General features: G+C 39.8%; 15 protein-coding genes and 4 tRNA genes. 14 read left to right on the top strand and 5 right to left on the bottom strand.

Annotated elements, in window-relative coordinates; genetic code table 11:
- Positions 1-10: 10 nt before the first annotated feature.
- A complete protein-coding gene (locus tag O0V13_RS07080; RefSeq protein ID WP_268034277.1) occupies positions 11-1,504 on the bottom strand; it encodes a RagB/SusD family nutrient uptake outer membrane protein in 1,494 nt (497 codons plus the stop codon).
- A 12-nt stretch (positions 1,505-1,516) separates the two neighbouring features.
- Positions 1,517-4,495 (bottom strand): SusC/RagA family TonB-linked outer membrane protein, encoded by a 2,979-nt coding sequence (locus tag O0V13_RS07075; RefSeq protein ID WP_268034276.1) that lies wholly within the window; start codon positions 4,493-4,495, stop codon positions 1,517-1,519.
- Between the two features lie 517 nt (positions 4,496-5,012).
- Here O0V13_RS07075 and O0V13_RS07070 point away from each other — a divergent pair.
- On the top strand, positions 5,013-7,622 hold the full coding sequence (locus O0V13_RS07070; RefSeq protein ID WP_268034275.1) for a DUF5686 and carboxypeptidase regulatory-like domain-containing protein: 2,610 nt from the start codon (positions 5,013-5,015) through the stop codon (positions 7,620-7,622).
- A 78-nt stretch (positions 7,623-7,700) separates the two neighbouring features.
- Positions 7,701-9,122 carry a cellulase family glycosylhydrolase gene (locus O0V13_RS07065; protein ID WP_268034274.1) on the top strand — a complete coding sequence of 474 codons (1,422 nt, stop codon included), beginning with the start codon at positions 7,701-7,703 and terminating at the stop codon, positions 9,120-9,122.
- Between the two features lie 60 nt (positions 9,123-9,182).
- Here the strand turns inward: O0V13_RS07065 and frr are convergent, their stop codons facing one another.
- The 3 genes from frr to O0V13_RS07050 form a co-directional block, all read right to left on the bottom strand.
- Positions 9,183-9,743 (bottom strand): ribosome recycling factor, encoded by a 561-nt coding sequence (frr, locus tag O0V13_RS07060; RefSeq protein WP_268034273.1) that lies wholly within the window; start codon positions 9,741-9,743, stop codon positions 9,183-9,185.
- Between the two features lie 7 nt (positions 9,744-9,750).
- Complete coding sequence (pyrH, locus tag O0V13_RS07055; RefSeq protein ID WP_268034272.1) at positions 9,751-10,461, bottom strand: UMP kinase; 711 nt, start codon at positions 10,459-10,461, stop codon at positions 9,751-9,753.
- Positions 10,462-10,596: 135 nt separating this feature from the next.
- A complete protein-coding gene (locus tag O0V13_RS07050; RefSeq protein WP_268034271.1) occupies positions 10,597-11,091 on the bottom strand; it encodes an acetyl-CoA carboxylase biotin carboxyl carrier protein subunit in 495 nt (164 codons plus the stop codon).
- A 74-nt stretch (positions 11,092-11,165) separates the two neighbouring features.
- On the opposite strand from O0V13_RS07050, the gene O0V13_RS07045 reads away from it, so the two are divergent.
- The 12 genes from O0V13_RS07045 to rplL all read left to right on the top strand — a co-directional run bounded on the left by O0V13_RS07045 (position 11,166) and on the right by rplL (position 18,654).
- Positions 11,166-13,793, top strand: a complete 2,628-nt coding sequence (locus tag O0V13_RS07045; protein ID WP_268034270.1) for a M1 family metallopeptidase — start codon at positions 11,166-11,168, stop codon at positions 13,791-13,793.
- A gap of 148 nt (positions 13,794-13,941) precedes the next feature.
- Positions 13,942-14,024: transfer RNA gene (locus tag O0V13_RS07040), tRNA-Tyr, on the top strand.
- 107 nt (positions 14,025-14,131) lie between these two features.
- Positions 14,132-14,204 (top strand) — tRNA-Gly (locus tag O0V13_RS07035).
- 35 nt (positions 14,205-14,239) lie between these two features.
- Positions 14,240-14,311: transfer RNA gene (locus tag O0V13_RS07030), tRNA-Thr, on the top strand.
- Between the two features lie 61 nt (positions 14,312-14,372).
- Positions 14,373-15,560 carry an elongation factor Tu gene (gene tuf / locus O0V13_RS07025; RefSeq protein ID WP_268034269.1) on the top strand — a complete coding sequence of 396 codons (1,188 nt, stop codon included), beginning with the start codon at positions 14,373-14,375 and terminating at the stop codon, positions 15,558-15,560.
- Between the two features lie 111 nt (positions 15,561-15,671).
- Positions 15,672-15,742 (top strand) — tRNA-Trp (locus O0V13_RS07020).
- A gap of 18 nt (positions 15,743-15,760) precedes the next feature.
- Positions 15,761-15,949 (top strand): preprotein translocase subunit SecE, encoded by a 189-nt coding sequence (gene secE / locus O0V13_RS07015; RefSeq protein ID WP_026966270.1) that lies wholly within the window; start codon positions 15,761-15,763, stop codon positions 15,947-15,949.
- A gap of 18 nt (positions 15,950-15,967) precedes the next feature.
- On the top strand, positions 15,968-16,525 hold the full coding sequence (gene nusG / locus O0V13_RS07010; protein WP_073572762.1) for a transcription termination/antitermination protein NusG: 558 nt from the start codon (positions 15,968-15,970) through the stop codon (positions 16,523-16,525).
- A 3-nt stretch (positions 16,526-16,528) separates the two neighbouring features.
- Positions 16,529-16,972 (top strand): 50S ribosomal protein L11, encoded by a 444-nt coding sequence (gene rplK, locus O0V13_RS07005; protein ID WP_073572763.1) that lies wholly within the window; start codon positions 16,529-16,531, stop codon positions 16,970-16,972.
- Between the two features lie 10 nt (positions 16,973-16,982).
- Positions 16,983-17,681 carry a 50S ribosomal protein L1 gene (gene rplA / locus O0V13_RS07000; RefSeq protein ID WP_268034268.1) on the top strand — a complete coding sequence of 233 codons (699 nt, stop codon included), beginning with the start codon at positions 16,983-16,985 and terminating at the stop codon, positions 17,679-17,681.
- A gap of 2 nt (positions 17,682-17,683) precedes the next feature.
- Complete coding sequence (rplJ, locus tag O0V13_RS06995) at positions 17,684-18,223, top strand: 50S ribosomal protein L10 (protein ID WP_268034267.1); 540 nt, start codon at positions 17,684-17,686, stop codon at positions 18,221-18,223.
- Positions 18,224-18,270: 47 nt separating this feature from the next.
- Positions 18,271-18,654 (top strand): 50S ribosomal protein L7/L12, encoded by a 384-nt coding sequence (gene rplL, locus O0V13_RS06990; protein WP_026956439.1) that lies wholly within the window; start codon positions 18,271-18,273, stop codon positions 18,652-18,654.
- Positions 18,655-18,657: the final 3 nt, after the last annotated feature.

Raw genomic sequence — 18,657 nt, 5'->3', positions numbered from 1 at the left:
AACAACAAGATTAATAACCCGGATTCTGATTCAGATTAGGGTTTGTGTTGATTTGTTGTAGAGGGATTGGGAATAATGCTCTAAATGGTTCTGATTGGCCTTTTTCCCACCAAGGCTGATTCCATTTTCCGAAACGGATTTGATCTGTTCTTCTAGAGGCCTCTGCAAAGAATTCAAATCCTCTTTCATTATAAATGTCATCCAAAGTCAAAGAGTTTAATGGGTCTAGTCCAGCTCTTTCTCGGACCATGTTAAATGGTTCCAAAGCTTCAGAAGTTTTTCCTTGTCTGAAAGCTGCTTCAGCCTTGATCAAATAAATATCTGAAAGACGGATCAAAGGGTAATCGTTACTCAAGTTTGATCCCGCTCCAATTGCATATTCAAATTTAGCAACTCTTACACCTGCCTGACGAATAGCGTTTGGAGCCAATTCATTGATTTCAGGAGTCAAAGTCAATGGCTCTCCATCCGGATCATTTGCTTCAGCAGATGGGTCCATCAATCGAGATCCATCAGATGCATATTGAGGTCCTTCCAAGAAGCTTCCTTTTCTCACATCATCATCATCATATGCATTGTAAAATTCTTCTAGAGACGCATATCCATTCCAAGGCTGCTCTTGCAAATCATAGGTAAATTGATTTTGATAGTGCAAGGTCATCATTGGTAATTGGAAACCTTGAGCATTGTTCTCATCATATGGTAGAGTCAAGATGTTTTCTGTAGATCCACCATTATTTGTAGAGAAGTTTGCGAAGAAGTTGGTTGACAATGAATAAAAACCACTGTTGATCACCACATCTGCCGCAGCTTCTGCATCAGCCCATCTAGGAGTGCCAGTATAGATTTCAGCATTCAAATACAGCTTAGCCAAAAGCGCATGAGCTGTCCAATAGTTCATGTAGTATTTCTCTGCAGTTTTAGGCAAAAGATCTAAGCTTTCTTTGATAGAAGTCTCGATAAAGTCAAAGACTTCTTGTCTTGAGTTATTTGGAATAGCAGGGTCTATTGTGGTTTCATCCAAAATTGGAACATTACCAAATGAGTCCAACAGCCACATGTAAACCATTGCTCTAAGAACTCTTAGTTCGGCATTCATTTCCACTAGATTTGGAAAACCAACCATAAGGTTGTTGATCTCACCAATGGCAGTGTAACAATATGTCCAGGAATTATTGAAAGCATCCTCAGAAGTTCCCCAGGTATGTCTATGCATTCTTAACCAAAGTCCACCATCTTCCCAGTCAGCACCTTTTTGAGGAACTGCCATTTCATCTGATGAAACTTCATTGATTGACCAAATACTGTTGTGAGCACCCCAAGATCCTACAATTCTTGAATAGGCCGATGCTTTCAAAACGGCAATAAGTGTGGGGTCTTCGCTAGAAGCGTCAACTTGCTCTTGTGTGACTCCATCCAATACTTCTTGATCCAATTCCCAACAGGAGCTAAGCATCAATAAAGCAGGAGCCAGAAGCAAAATATTTTTTATATTCTTTTTCATAAAGCCTAATGATTATTTAAAGGTGATTGTAGCACCCAAAGTGAAAGTCCTAACTTGGAAATAAGTATTTCTTCTTTCCAAACCTGGTGAAAGAGCAGTGGTAAATGCATTTCCATTTTCCATGTCAGTTACCCTTGCTTCAGGATCGATACCTGTATATCCAGTAATTTGGAATAGGTTTTGTCCTGCCAAATACAATCTGAAACTGCTTACATTTTTGGATTTCACATCGAAATTGTAGCCCAACTCCATGTTGTCCAATTTAATAAAAGAGGCATTCTCAACATAAGAATTGTTATAAGTAGGTGTAGATGTGATGTATTCAGTTTTATCTGTTACTACAGAGTTCCAGCTGTTGGAGCTTGCATCTTGGTTTTCATAGAAACCTCTGTAAGAGTTGTACAAATCATGTCCCCAAACTCCTCTCAAGAAAAAGTTGAAGGTCCATTTATCCCAAGCAAAGCTGTTTGCAAAGCCAAATTCACCTTTCGGAAGGCCATTACCTACTTTTTGCCATTCGTCTGGATTGTCTGTTGATAGGATATACTCTCCACTTTCAGTTACACCTTCTAAAATCGGAGCGTAGAAATCACCCAATGTCTGACCTACTCTGTTGTAGATGATTGGGTTATTGTTCTGCCCTGGAGACCCTGGTGTCGCAAATCTCAATTCGTCAAAACCTAAATCACCTGCCGACAAACTTACGATTTCAGTTTTTTGGTAAAGCGTGAAGTTTAGATTTGGATTCCAGGAAACACTTCCCAATTTCACGTCAGTAACACCTGCGGCAAACTCAAAACCTGCGGCTCTCAAATCTGCTAAGTTAACCCAAGTGTTAGCAACAGTATTGAAACGACCCGGATCAAATGGGTTAGGAGCTCCTGCTGTCACAGGTACGTTGAATAGCAAGTCAGAAATGTTTCTGGTGTAATAATCAATACTACCAGTTACTTTATTATTCCAAATGCCAAAATCAACTCCTACGTTGAATTCCTTTTTGGTCTCCCACTTCAAATCTCTGTTAGGGTTTGAGTTTTGAATAATACCTACATAAAGGTCATTTGAAGTCAGAGGGTTACCATCTAGGTCAATTCTGTTACCATTTCCGTAGTATCCCAATGCCAATGTAGGAGAAGGAGGTAAGTTACCTGTTACGCCATAAGATACTCTAGGCTTGAACTGGTTAAATACTCCCATGTCGAAAATCTGAGTGAAGTCAGAACCCAAGGAGAAAGCTGGAAAAACCCCTGTTTGATTGTTCGCTCCAAATCCAGAATAAGTTTCAGCTCTGACTGATGCAGAGAAAAACAACATGTTGTCATAGTTGAAGTTAGCTCTACCAAAAGCTGAGTTCAATTGGTCCTCATTTGCGTAGGAAGACATATCAGTGAAGTTACCTACTCTGATTGATCCTGCTCCCAAATTATTCCACCCAATGTCAAATAGGTACTGCTTTGATCTTGCGTTGAACCCTTGGTTGGTTTGATACTGGAATCCTATACCTCCCAATAAAGCCATATTTAACCTTCGGGAAAGATCTTTCTCATATCTCAAAGTGGATTCAAAGATTCTTCGAGCATTATCATGAGTTGTTCTTTGAGCTGAACCTCCAGCACCGTATCCACTTGAGAAATCCTCTTTTGACCAGAAAGATCCTTGAAGAATATTTTTTCTGTCCTGAGAATACTGAGCTGATAAAGTCAAGGTTGGGAGAATATCATATTCCAATCTAAATGCAGCTAGGGCATTTTTCTCTTCACTGACGAATTTTTGCTGATTGATCAATGCTACTGGGTTGAAGAAGTCAGTCAATGATCGTTGAAAGTAACCACCGTATTTGGCAGCATCTTCAGTGCTTTCAAAAATTGGAGCAGTTGGATTGTAAATAGTAGCATATCTAAATGCGCCTTGGTTTACATTTTCCTGATCCAAGTTGGTGAAGGAAAGGTTTACGCTCAATCTCAACTTGTTGTTGAATGCACCGTGGGAAAAGTTCAAACGAGTATTCAATCTTTCATTTCCAAGCCCTTTGATCAAGCCTTGATTGTTTCTGTAGTTGACAGAAGCCATATATTTAGTGAAGCCAACACCACCAGAGATGCTAGTGTTTGCATTGTAGGAATATCCCTGTTGCAAAAGCTCATCTCTCCAGTCAGTTTTGGAACCGAAATCCGTTCCTCCTCTTTCGACAAACTCTTCTGGGGAAAGGACATCGATCATGTTGGTCGCATTACTAAGAGATGCGAAAGTATTTAAAGTAATATTTGTAGAACCGTCCTTGCTTCCGGACTTGGTAGTAATCAAAATCACACCAGAAGAACCTCTGGCTCCATAAATCGCAGCGGCAGAACCGTCTTTCAATACATCAATTGATGCGATATCATTTGGATCAACTGCATCCAAAGAAGCACCAATTACTCCATCCAGTACAACTAGTGGAGAAGAGTTTGCTCCGAATGTGGACAATCCTCTTAACCTCACATTGAAACCTCCATTAGGGTCTCCACCAGCTTTTGTAATGGATAGACCAGCTACCTTACCTTGTAGCAACTGAGAAGGGTTGGAAACGTTTCCTTTGTTAAAGTCTTCAGGCTTAACTCCCACTACAGCAGAGGTGATTTCCTTTTTGTCTTGGGAACCATAACCGATAACCACCGCCTCTTCAAGACTTTGAATATCCTCCTCAAGATTGATGGTAAATGTGCTTTGGTTTCCGATTTCAACTTCAGCAGTAAGGTATCCCACAAAGGAAACAACCAATACTTGGTCGCTAGATTGAATATCCAAGGTGAACTTACCGTCTAGGTCGGTAGCCACACCTCTAGTGGTTCCTTTGACTAAGACTGTTGCTCCTGGGACGGGATCCCCAAGGGATGCGTCCAGAACAGTCCCCGAAATGGTCCTGTTTTGTGCGTTTGCCACTAGTATCGCCCCCATAAATAGGGCCGCCACCAGAGTTAACGACTTTAGCTTTTGTAAATAATTTCTCATAGGGTTTAATTGTTTGTATAAAAAATGAAACCGACACAGCATGATGGGTTTCAAAAACTAAGGTGTTGCAATAAATTTTAATTTGCAATAATTAACATTTAAGTCAAACATGACTAAGATTTCCTCTAATTAATAGAGGAATGTATATTTTATAAATTCATTAAATAACGCTGGGTATAGTTGTGGAATCACTAAATTAAATCCTGTGATTTTTGAAAATTCCTTAAAAAATTAATTTTAAATAAAATTTTGAAAAAAAAGGATTCACGAAATTCTAGTTGAAAAGTCTTAAAAAAGATATTTAAAAATTTTAAAAAAGTTTAAAAATATTATAAATAATTTTAGAACAGTTAATGCTGAAACAAAGATTTTTTAAACACAATTTTAACCAGTGTAACATCCTAAAATATCTAAAAACTATGTCTAATACCTAAGCACTAATAAAACATGGTTATATATTTAACTAATTGAGATTTGTTTTATGAAAATTAGAGTTTTTTGTTTTTTGCTATTACTCATGTCCACTTGTATTGGGGCAGTTGATGTTTTTTCTCAGGGCATTCGTGGAAAGATCACCGATTCTGAAGGGGAGCCATTAGCTTTTGCATCTGTTTATATCCGGAATTTGGGTGACGGAGCTCCCACCAATGAGGAAGGGCTTTATGAAATCAAACTGAAGAAAGGAATTTACGATGTGATGTTTCAATACCTGGGTTATAAATCGGTTATAGAAACCATCATTGTCCAAGAGGATTGGGTTGAGTTTAATATTCAATTGGAGCCACAGGTGTATACCTTAAGCCAGGTAGAAGTGAAGGCTGGAGCGGAGGATCCAGCCCTAACGATCATGCGAAAGGCTATTGCCAAGGCAAAATATCACCGGCTTCAGCTCCAGCAATATTCAATGACTGTTTACCTAAAAGGGACAGGCCAGCTGACTGATGCTCCTTTTTTCATGAAAAAGACTTTAGAAAAAGACGGGTTAAACCTCAATGAAGCCTATACATCCGAATCTGTTTCTAGAATAACATTTACCCAACCCGATAAGGTGGAGGAGAAAGTGATCTCGATCCGAACCAATGGGGATAATCAAGCTACCTCGCCGGCGCCTTATATTCAGACGAGCTTTTACCAAGAAAAAATAAATGACATCATCACTCCATTGTCGAGAGCTGCATTCACCTATTACAGATTCAAGTATGAGGGGAGCTTTTTCGATCAAGATGTTTTGGTCAATAAAATAAAGGTTACACCAAGATCGAGAGGTGAGCGTGTTTTTGAAGGCTACATTTATATCATAGAAGATCTTTGGGCTATTCACAGCCTGAATTTGCAAACCTCACTCTTTGGGTTTCAAATTCAGGCAACCCAGCAATATGCTCCTGTTGCCGATAATGTCTGGATGCCTTTTACACACACCTATAATTTTGGAGGGAAGTTTTTTGGGTTCGAAGGTGAGTTCAAATACTTGGCTTCTACCAATGATTATGACATTACTTTAAATCCTGATTTGGTCCAGCCCCCAACTTTGATCGATGAGACTATTGAGGAAGTTCCTGAAGAAGTCGTGGAAGAGGCGAAGTCTGATCTCTCAGCCTTTGAAAAATTAGCTTCTGAAGAGCCTAAAACTCGAAAGGAATATCGAAAACTCATGAATGAATATGAGAAGGAAATGCTCAAAGAGAAAGATGAACCAGATGTAGTGACTGAGAGATACTATAGTGTGGACTCGATGGCCAAAAAGCGCGATTTGAGCTATTGGGATAGTATTCGTCCGGTTCCTTTGACCATCAAAGAGGTTGAAGGATATAAAAGAGATGACAGCGTGGCTACAGTTGAAGCGGCAAAAATGAGTGAGGTTGATTCAGTAGCCAAAAAAGCCAGGAGGAAGTATAAACCGTTGGATTTTCTAAATGGAGCAACCTATAGTTTTGGAAAAGGAGTATCTCTTGGATTCAGACAAAACTGGACGAAGATTTCTTTTAATACTGTGGAGGGAGCCAAAGTAGGAATGGGATTGTTCTACAGGAAGTATTCTGAAACTAAGTTGGCGGACAGTACCAATTATGATAGAAAAAGCTTCAATATCGAACCAGAATTAAGATATGGTTTTTCCAGTAAGAGATTTTACAGCACTGTAGATTTTAGATGGTCTCATACTTTGCCTACCTCAGGGACATCATGGGGAATACAGGGAGGAAGGTATCTCTATCAATTTAATGGGGGAGAACCTATCAATGAGCAAGTTAATGCCTTGTATTCTTTATTGTTTCGCCAAAACTACATGAAGCTATTTGAACAGGATTTTGCTAGGTTCTATTGGGCGCATCGAGTCAATTATGGCTTTACTTATCGAGCTCACCTGACATTTGCAGATAGAAGGCAGCTATTTAATACGAATAACTATAGTTTTTACAATAAATCGGAACGGGAGTATACAGCGAATCAGCCAGAGAATGTAGAAACCAATGACATGGATTTTCAAAACCATCAAATTGCCAGACTTTATCTTGGATTTGATTGGAGACCAGGAGTAAAGTATGGCATCAGGAACGGAAGGAAATACCCGATTACTGATAGATCACCTTTAATTAAGTTCAGTTATACTAAAGCAATTCCAACATTTAGAAATCAAGCAAATGCTTCCGATTTTGATCATGTTGAATTGGGAATTGAGCATGATTTTACATTTGGGGTAAGTGGGAAATTTGACTTTAATGTAAAAGCGGGATCCTTCTTAAATAACAGTCAGGTATATTTCCCTGATTACCAGCATTTCGGAGGTAATAGGACCATTTTCTCCAATTTCGGGCCAGCATCCAATTATCGATTCATGGACTATTACAAGTATAGTACGAATTCATCCTATGTGTCTGGTATTTTCCATTACCAATTCAGGAAATTCCTTTTTACTCAATTGCCTATGCTTCGTTTTTCTGGAGTAAGGGAAAATATTTTCTTGAATTATCTAAAAACTGAGAATTCACCTCATTATGTAGAAGTAGGATATTCCTTGGATAATCTGTTTAGGCTTTTTCGTGTTGAGTTTGGTGCCGGATTCGAAAATGGAAATTACCTGCGTGGAGGAGCCAGATTTGGTGTAGCCACATTTATTCAGGTGAATTGATCTTAAGAAAACATTTGTAGGTGTCATTGTTATCATTTCCTACCCTTAGTAAAGATTAAGCTATGGTAGTTTTGAAATATGAACTACCCAAAATACCTACGATTGTGCCTGTTTGCAGGACTTTTATTTTTCCTTTCTTGTTCTTCCGATGAAGAACCTCGTCCTTCCACACTTTCAATTTCTCCTGTGGAAAGTCTTGTTGGTGGGGAAGGGGAGGTTTTTTCGATCTCGATTACCAGTAATTCCTCTTGGCAAGCCAATACCAACTCCAGCTGGATTGGAATTTCACAGATGTCTGGATTTGGGAATGCCGAAATTGAAATTACCATAGACCCCAACGAAAATCCGGATTCTAGAGAAGGAACCGTACGTTTTTCAGTTGAGGGATTAGTGAAAAATCTTCGAATCGTCCAGCAGGAAGCGACGGCTGTAATTCCTGACTATTTTATCCCGGAAGATCCTACCGGTATGAGGGATATTTCCAGTTTGGAATTGGTCAAAGAAATGCGAAATGGATGGAATGTGGGCAATTCTTTAGAGGCGATAGGAGGGGAAACTGCCTGGGGAAATCCCAAAATCACCAAAGACTTAATTGATAAAGTGAAGGCTGCTGGCTTTAATGCCGTTAGGATTCCTGTAGCATGGTCAAAATTTAAGAATGAGGAAAATTATGAGATTGATCCAGCGTGGATGGACAGAGTTACGGAAGTAGTAGATTATGTGGTAGCAAATGAAATGTATGCCATCATCAATATGCATTGGGATGGGGGATGGATGATTCCTACCTATGATCATCAAGAAGAAGTTAAAAATAGGATGTCAAAAATGTGGCTTCAGATCGCTCTCAACTTCAGAGATTATGATGATCATTTGCTGTTTGCAGGGACCAATGAAGTAATGGTAGAAGGAGACTATGGTCCTCCTACCTCAGAATATGCAAATGTTCAAAATTCCTATAATCAGGCATTTGTGGATATTGTCAGGTCTACCGGAGGTAGAAATGCGTTTAGAAATCTTGTAGTTCAGACATTTAATGCCAATATCGATTATGGTCTAAATACCTTCAGTATGCCGGAAGATTCAACGACAGATCGATTGGTTTTGGAGGTTCACTATTATGATCCTTATCAGTTTACTTTAGAAAATTCCGAGGAGGTTACCCAATGGGGAAAAGACGCCGATAACCCAGAAAAGACTGCTGGATGGGCCGACGAAAATTATACAGATGGGCAATTTCAAAAGATGAAAACCAACTTTATTGACAAAGGCATTCCGGTAATCGTGGGGGAATATGGAGCTGTTTCCAAAAAAGCTTCGGGGCACCATTCCTATCGAAAATATTACATGGAATATGTTTCTAGGAGTATGAAATCCCGAGGAATCATTCCGTTTTATTGGGATATGGGTTTTGATGGAGATTATGGGTTGGCCCTATTTGATCGGGCGACAGGAGCACAACTGTATCCAGATCTAATCAGGGCAATTGTGGATGATAATTGAAAATGAAACAAAAAAGCTAGCCTTATTGGGGCTAGCTTTGATTAAATTTTTTTGAGGAAATCAAACTTTCATGATTTCAGCTTCTTTCTTCTCAAGAAGTGCTTCGATCTTAACGATGTATTGATCAGTATACTTTTGAACTTGAGTTTCTGCTCCTTTGACCAAGTCCTCAGCTGTACCTTCTTTTTGAAGCTTCTTTAAGGAGTCATTGGTATCCTTTCGAACGTTTCTAACAGAGATTTTTCCGTTTTCACATTCGTGCTTGGCTTGTTTTACCAAAGAAACACGTCTTTCTTCAGTCAATGTTGGGATCGTCAAGATGATAATCTCTCCATTGTTTTGAGGGGCCAATCCAAGGTCAGAGTTGATGATAGCTTTCTCGATTTCACCGATCAAAGTTCTTTCGAAAGGTTTGATCGCCAAAGTTCTTGCATCAGGAGTAGTCACAGATGATACCTGGTTGATTGGGGTAGGTGCTCCATAGTAAGGCACCATGATCCCATCTACCAAGTTAGGCATTGCTTTTCCTGCTCTGATTTTCAAAAGTTCAGAGGCGGTATGATCCACTGCTTTTTGCATCAATTCCTGAGCCTCCTCTAAGTATAATTCGATCTCTTCCATTTTGCTTTTATAATGTTGTGATCAATGTGCCGACTTCTTCTCCTTGAACTAAATTGCTCAAGTTGCCAGCTTTATTCATGTCAAATACAATAATAGGTAGATTGTTTTCTTGGCAAAGTGTAAATGCCGTCATGTCCATCACATTTAGGTTTTTCTCATATACCTCAGAAAAGGAGATGGTCTGGTATTTTGTGGCAGTTTTGTCTTTTTCAGGATCTGCTGTGTAAACACCATCGACGCGAGTTCCTTTCAATACCACGTCAGCTTCTACTTCAATCGCTCTCAAACTAGCTGTAGAATCTGTTGTGAAGTAAGGGTTACCAATACCTGCTCCGAAAATTACAATTCTTCCTTTTTCCAAATGTCTGATAGCTCTTCTTCTAATGAAAGGCTCACAAACGCTTTCAATTTTGATCCCGGACATCAATCTGGTAAACATGCCAGTTGATTCTAAAGCACTTTGAAGAGCCATGGCATTAATCAAGGTAGCAAGCATTCCCATGTAGTCACCTTGTACTCGATCAATTCCTGATTTTTCTGCCTGAACTCCTCTAAAAATATTTCCCCCTCCGATGACGATGGCGATTTCTACGCCCATCTCTTTCACTTTCTTGATCTCTTGGGCATATTGCTGGAGTCTATTTGGATCGATTCCGTAGCTTTTTTCACCCATCAAGGCCTCTCCACTCAGTTTGAGGAGAATTCGTTTGTATTTCATTTCTCTAAAGTTTTTTAAAGGAGGCCGATTCTTTCTCGGACCAAAATAACCGGACAAATATAATTTCTTCCTTTCAGAATGCTAGTCTATTTTGTTTTGAATCTTGAATTTGTTCTGAAAACGTTCATTTGGGCTTTAGAATGATATAAGGACCTGGTTTTTTTCAACACTTTGGTTTAGAGATACCTTGATGTCTTTTACCACTCCGTCACCAGGGGACTTAATGGAGTTTTCCATTTTCATGGCCTCTAAAATTAATACGACATCTCCTTTTTTGACCTCATCTCCGGCTTTCACTTTCAGGTCCAAAATCAGGCCAGGCATAGGGGCTTTGATATCTTGGATTCCGGAACTATCCAAATTGTCCATGCCTAATTCTTCCAAAAGCAAATCGAATCGGTCTTTCAACTGAAGCTCCACCACTTTATGGTTGAGCTTAATCTGCATGGTTTTCGTTTCAGAATCCAAAGAAATAAGCTCGGCTTCCATGGATTGATTGTTTTTGATAAAATGAATCCTTCGATCAGAAACCCATTTCATATCCCAATCAAATTCTTGATCGTTAACTTTGAGCTGTTTATCGGTTTTTTCAACCGAATAAGCCTTTTCATTGATGATTACTGAAAACATTCCTACTAATTTAAGCCATTGATTCTTCAGAGGGAGAGCCAGGGTTCTGGGTTTCCTCACCAAATATCAAATAAATGATTACGAAGCCAAAGAATATTTTGCAAAACACCCTTCTATTTTTTGTGATTTCAGGACTTTCGATTTTAAGTTCTTGTAAATCCTCAGAACCAGTGGCAATTAAGGAAACCAAACCCGATTCTAATTTCACCGAAGTCAGAGATAGTAATCAGGATTCCCTGAAACAGATTAGGTTGATGCGGGAAAAAGAAAATGATTTGTTGACTTACCGGGCAAGCGCTACAAGAACTTTTGATCTCTTGCACACTGAATTGGATTTGAATTTCGATTATGAACGTAGTGCGGTTTTAGGAGAAGCCCGCCTGACTTTAACTCCCTACGCCAAGTCTCAAAAAGTCCTCACGCTAGATGCTAAAGATTTTGAATTGGGGAAAATCTATGGAAAAATAGACGGTGAAGAGCTGTCATTTGGCTATCGCTACGATGAAAAGCAGATTGAGATCTATTTACCAAAAGAGATCGAAAAGGGCGATACGATTCAGGTTTGGATGAAGTATACTGCTTTTCCTGACAAAAATTCAGGTGGAGGCGGCTCTGCTATCACAGATACCAAAGGACTCTATTTCATTGATCCTTTGGATACGATTCCCAATAAACCAAGAATGATCTGGACCCAGGGCGAGACTGAGTTTAGTTCCAAATGGTTCCCTACGATTGACAAACCCAATGAAAAGTTTACCCAAACTATTCATTTGACTGTTGCGGATAGTCTGATAACGGTCAGCAATGGCAATTTGATCAAATCGGAAGAGTTGGGAAATGGCTTAAGAAAGGATACTTGGGAAATGACATTGCCACATTCTCCATATTTAGCAGCTGTTGCAATTGGAGATTTTGGAAAGGCCGAAGATGTTCATGGAGATATTCCATTGGGGTATTTTGTGGAGAAAGGGTATGAGAAAGGAGCTGCCAAGGTTTTTGCCAATACACCAGAAATGATGGGGTATTTTGAAAAACTAACTGGAGTCAAATTCCCGTGGCCAAAATATGATCAGATTGTTGTTCCTGATTTTGTGTCAGGAGCAATGGAGAATACAACAGCTTCCATTTTTATGGAGGAACTCAAATTGACTGAAAGAGAAGCGATTGATTCTGAATGGGATTATATCATAGCCCATGAATTGTTTCACCAATGGTTTGGAGATTATGTGACTGCTGAATCTTGGTCCAATTTGACCTTGAATGAAGCTTTCGCTAATTACAGTGAGTTTCTATGGAATGAATACAAATACGGATTGGATCAAGCCAAATTAAAATTGATTGCTGAGAGAGAAACTTATTTTCAGGAAGCAATGGGTAAACAGGAAAACCTAATTCGTTTCCATTATCCAGATGCCGAGGAGCTTTTCGATGCCCATAGCTATTCTAAGGGAGGATTGGTTTTACATATGCTTCGCAAACACCTTGGAGACGGATTGTTTTTTGAGGGACTCAACTATTATCTCAACCAACATGCTTTTTCATCTGTGGAGGTACATGATCTCAGGTTGGCATTTGAAAAAGTTTCCGGTGAAGACTTGAATTGGTTTTTCAATCAATGGTTTTTAGACAAAGGACATCCACAGGTCAGGTTTGAAGTCGATTACTCCATCCCAGATAACCTTTTGATCAGTGCATGGCAAGAGCAGGATTTAGAAAATACCCCTCTTTACAAATTGCCTTTTGAAGTTAGCTGGTATGTTGGAGGAGAAAGAAAAACCAAAGAGTTTATTCTGGAGCAAGGTTTCCAGCAATTTGCCTTACAGAATGAAGATCCTGTTGATCAAATCTATATAGATGAGGGCTCCGATGTTTTGATGGTAAAGTTCATGGATTTGGATTCGGACTATTTGAAAAGGCAGTTTGAAGAATCTCAATTGGGAGCGGCAAGGTATGAGGCTTTGGATAGTCTTCGAAACAGAGATACGTTAGAAGTGCTTTTGGGATTAATACCACAGGCCCTAGATGATGAGTTTTGGTCAGTCAAAGAATTGGCTCTTCAATCCATTCAAAGTAACCCTGAATGGATGGTATCGAATCCAGCCTTAGAAGAGAAGGTATTTCTATTGGCAGAATCTGGTGAGAAAAATTCAGTTCGAGCTGGAGCCATTGATGCATTAGGGGCTTTAGGAGATCCAGCCAAATACCAAGAAGCTTTTTTGAAATATGTTAACGACTCTTCCTATCTGATAGTAAGTTCAGCTCTTATGGCATTGGTTTCTTCCGATTCCGGGGAAGATCTTTCCGAATTGATAGAAAAGTTTTCCAAAGAAAATAATTTTCGCGTGATAATACCAATAGCTGAATTTTATTTGAATAATGACATTCCTGGCAAAGGAAATTGGTTTCAGACCAAATCAGAAACCTTGAGTGGGGAAGGCCTGTATTATTTTCTAGGATATTATGCAGAATATTTTGTCCAACATCCGAAAGAGGATTCTCAAAAAGCAATGAAGTATTTATTGAATTTGATGGAAAACAGTAGTCAAATGTATGTGCGTTTGGGAGCTTTTCAAGGTTTGTTGGGATTCGGAGATGATGATGAGGTTGTGGCTAAAATTCGTGAAATAGCATCGAAAGAAAGGGATGAGGACATCAAAAGGTACTTTGACTATTTCCTTCAAGCCTTTGATGTGAAAAATTAATTAATTGATTTTGAATATTTTGGATCGAATCCTCAAAAAAACTTTAGAAAAAAGATTTGCAGGCTTTGATACTTTCCGAAAAGCATCTAATTTTGCCATCCGTTAAGACAGACAGAGAGGGAAACCAATCAAATTCTTAGCGCTAGTTGGGGGAATACCAAAGCGGCCAACTGGGACGGACTGTAAATCCGTTGACTTATGTCTTCACAGGTTCGAATCCTGTTTCCCCCACAATTGCCTGAATGTAAAATTTTTTTCTAGTTTTGCAGGGCGAAAGGATAATCCGGTATGGCCGGGTTAGGTACTTGAGGCTAGCTTCGGTACTTGGCATAATATAAGCGGGAGTAGCTCAGTTGGTAGAGCGGCAGCCTTCCAAGCTGCAGGTCGCGGGTTCGAGCCTCGTCTCCCGCTCTATGCTTTTCTCTAGGGAGAAGCATCGAGCAAAAGCCGACGTAGCTCAGGGGTAGAGTACTTCCTTGGTAAGGAAGGGGTCACGGGTTCAAATCCCGTCGTTGGCTCATATCGGCTTTAAAAATTTATCTAAACATATCTTTAAACTTAAACTGAGGATTTTCACGCATGGCAAAAGCAACATTCGACCGTTCCAAGCCGCACGTTAATATCGGTACGATTGGACACGTAGACCATGGTAAAACCACTTTGACTGCTGCAATTACTACTGTATTGGCTTCAAAGGGTCTATCTGAATTAAGAGACTTCTCTTCCATCGACAACGCTCCGGAAGAAAAAGAAAGAGGTATTACTATCAATACTTCACACGTAGAATACCAAACTGACAAGAGACACTACGCTCACGTTGACTGTCCTGGTCACGCTGACTACGTTAAAAACATGGTAACTGGTGCTGCTCAGATGGACGGTGCTATTCTTGTAGTAGCTGCTACTGACGGACCAATGCCACAAACTAGAGAGCACATCCTATTGGCTCGCCAGGTAGGTGTACCTGCACTAGTTGTATTCATGAACAAAGTAGATATGGTTGATGATCCTGAGCTTCTTGAGCTTGTGGAAATGGAAATCAGAGAATTGCTTTCTTTCTATGAATTTGACGGTGATAATATCCCTGTAATCGCTGGTTCTGCACTTGGTGCATTGAACGGAGAAGAAAAGTGGGTTGAAACTGTAATGGAATTGATGAACGCTGTAGATGAGTATATTCCTCTTCCAGAGCGCGCAGTAGATAAAGATTTCTTGATGCCTGTTGAAGACGTATTCTCGATCACTGGTCGTGGTACTGTTGCAACTGGTCGTATCGAAAGAGGTGTTATCAACTCTGGTGACCCTGTAGATATCATCGGTATGGGAGCTGAAGGCTTGAAGTCTACAGTAACTGGTGTTGAGATGTTCCGTAAAATCCTAGACAGAGGTGAAGCTGGTGACAACGTAGGTCTTTTGTTGAGAGGTATTGAAAAAGCTCAAATCAAGAGAGGTATGATCATCTGTAAGCCAGGATCTGTAACTCCTCACGCTCACTTCAAAGCTGAAGTTTACGTACTTTCTAAAGAAGAAGGTGGACGTCATACTCCATTCTTCAACAAGTACAGACCTCAGTTCTACTTGAGAACAACTGACGTAACTGGTGAGATCAAACTTCCAGAAAACGTAGAAATGGTTATGCCTGGTGATAACGTGACTATCGAAGTTAACTTGTTGAATGCAGTTGCATTGGAAAAAGGTCTTCGTTTCGCTATCCGTGAAGGTGGTAGAACTGTAGGTGCCGGTCAGGTAACTGAAATTCTAGACTAATCATCTGAATAAATTATACATAATGCGATCCTAAATATTTTTGGGATCGCATTTGTTTCTTTAGACAGTTTTATCTAATTTTGCGTTCCCGTTAGCGGGGCGTTCATTTACACGGGCATAGTTCAATGGCAGAATAGCGGTCTCCAAAACCGTTGATGGGAGTTCGAATCTCTCTGCCCGTGCAAGTAAGTTATAATACTATGAATCTTAAAAACTTTGTCCTCGAGTCGTATGATGAGATGAAAAACAAGGTCACTTGGCCGAAGTTTTCTTTTCTTCAAAATTCTGCGGTATTGGTGTTGGTAGCATCTTTGATCTTTGCTCTATTTATTGGAGTGGTAGATTTAGGGTTTGAAAACATCATGACATGGTTTTATGATTTATTTTAATTGAATTGACATTACAGAATGGCTGAACATAAGTGGTACGTACTCAGGGTAGTAGCTGGGCAGGAAAAAAAGACTAAAACCTACTTGGATAATGAAATTTCAAGACAAGGGATTGATGAATTTATTCCTGAAGTACTCATACCTTCTGAGAAGGTATATGAGATGCGTAATGGCAAAAAGCGTGTTCGAGAAAGAAATTTCTTTCCTGGATACGTTTTGGTCAATGCGGACCTTTCTAATGGTGAAGCCAATCACGTAATTACAAGTATTCCGGGAGTAATCGGGTTTCTTGGATCAAACCAGGGGGGAGCTTCCAAAACCCCTGAACCGTTACGCCAATCAGAAGTCAACCGTATCTTAGGAAAGGTTGAGGAGATTGATGAGTTTGCTGAGAAATTGGATACACCATTTATAGTCGGAGAGTCCATTAAGGTAATGGATGGGCCCTTCAGTGGATTTACCGGGACAATTGAGGAGATATTTGAAGATAAGAAGAAGCTTAACGTTATGGTTAAGATCTTCGGTCGAAATACTCCTGTTGAGTTAAACTTTATACAAGTAGAAAAACAAGACTAAGCAATGGCTAAGGAAATCACTGGTTATTTAAAACTACAAGTGAAAGGTGGCCAGGCAAATCCGTCACCTCCAGTAGGTCCAGCTCTTGGTTCCAAGGGTTTGAACATTATGGAGTTCTGTAAGCAATACAATGCACGTACCCAGGATAAAATGGGACAAACGTTGCCTGTATTGATTACAATCTACTCAGACAAGTCTTTTGACTTTGTAGTAAAAACTCCTCCAGCTGCAAACATGCTGTTGGAAGCTGCAAAATTGAAAGGTGGTTCTGCTGAACCTAACCGTAAGAAGGTAGGTTCTGTTACCTGGGATCAGGTAAAAGAGATTGCGGAAGTAAAAATGCCTGACCTGAATGCCTTCAAAGTGGAATCTGCTATGAAAATGGTAGCGGGTACCGCTCGAAGCATGGGAATCACAGTATCTGGTAAAGCCCCTTGGGACGAATAAAAATACAACTATGGCTAAGTTAACAAAAAAGCAAAAAGAAGCTCTTTCTAAGTACGACCCAAGCCAAGTGTACTCCCTGGAGGCAGCTTCTTCTATCGTTAAGGATATTACCTTGGCAAAGTTTGATGCTTCTGTGGATGTAGACGTTCGTTTGGGCGTGGATCCTCGTAAAGCAGATCAAATGGTGAGAGGTGTTGTAGCACTTCCTCATGGTACAGGTAAAGATATCAAAGTACTAGTGCTTTGTACTCCTGACAAAGAAGCAGAGGCTAAAGAAGCAGGTGCAGATTACGTTGGATTGGACGACTACATTGCTAAAATCGAAGGTGGATGGACTGACATTGATGTCATCATTACTATGCCTAACGTAATGGCGAAAGTAGGTAGATTGGGTAGAGTGTTGGGTCCTAGAGGTCTAATGCCAAACCCTAAAGCAGGTACAGTTACTTTGGAAGTTGGAAAAGCAGTTAAAGAGGTGAAAACGGGTAAAATCGACTTTAAAGTTGATAAATTCGGTATCATTCATGCAAGCGTAGGTAAGGTTTCTTTCTCTCCTGAAAAAATTGAGGATAATATCAGAGAATTGATCTTGACTATTTCCAAGTTGAAGCCAGCTTCTTCTAAAGGAACATATTTCAAAAGTATTCACGTATCCAGTACAATGTCTCCTGGTATTGCAGTAGACAAGGGTAGCATTCAAGGTATATAATCATGACTAGAGACGAAAAGAAAGAATTAATCGACGGTCTTACCGAGAAATTTAGAGAAAACCCTTTCTTCTATATCACGAACGCGGCAGGATTCTCTGTAGCAGAGGTTAATGCTTTCAGAAGAACTTGTTTTGAGAGAGGTGTTGAGTACAAAGTGTACAAAAACACGATCATCAAAAAAGCTCTTGAAAATCTGGATGCAGACTTCTCTCAGCTAGATGATACTTTGAAAGGTTTCTCTGGAATTATCTTCTCCAAAGAGACTAGTAACCTTCCAGCTAAAGTATTGCTGGATTTCAGAAAAAAAGTAGGTAAAAAAGAGACTAGGCCAGTATTTAAAGGTGCTTCTATCGACGCTGATATCTTTGTCGGCGAAGCTAACCTAGAAATGCTTTCTAATCTTAAATCTAAGCCAGAGCTTTTGGGAGACCTTATTGGTTTGCTACAATCTCCAGCTATGAACCTTATCTCTGCATTGCAAAGTGGCCAAAACAACATCGGTGGTGTGCTTAAGGCTCTAGAAAGCAGAGAAGAAAAATAATACTTCAATTCAATCAAAAAATCAGAAAAATTTAAATTTATAATACAATGGCAGATCTTACACAACTTGCAGATCAGTTGGTTAACTTGACTGTAAAAGAGGTTAAAGAATTGACAGATATCCTTAAGGATCAGTACGGAATCGAACCAGCTGCTGCTGCAGTAGCTGTTGCAGGTCCTGCTGCTGGTGGTGCTGACGGTGGTGCAGCAGAAGAAGAGAAGTCTTCTTTTGATGTTATCTTGAAGGCTGCTGGTGGTCAGAAACTAGCAGTAGTTAAATTGGTGAAAGAATTGACTGGTCTTGGCTTGAAAGAAGCAAAAGAACTAGTTGATGGTGCTCCTAAAGCTTTGAAAGAAGGTATCGCTAAAGACGAAGCTGAAGCTTTGAAAAAGTCTCTAGAAGAAGCTGGTGCTGAAGTAGAGATCAAATAATTT

It is taken from the genome of Algoriphagus sp. PAP.12 (assembly GCF_026652115.1).
GTDB lineage: Bacteria > Bacteroidota > Bacteroidia > Cytophagales > Cyclobacteriaceae > Algoriphagus.
Note: the sequence above shows the minus strand (reverse complement) of the source record. Positions and strands in the feature narration are given on the sequence as shown.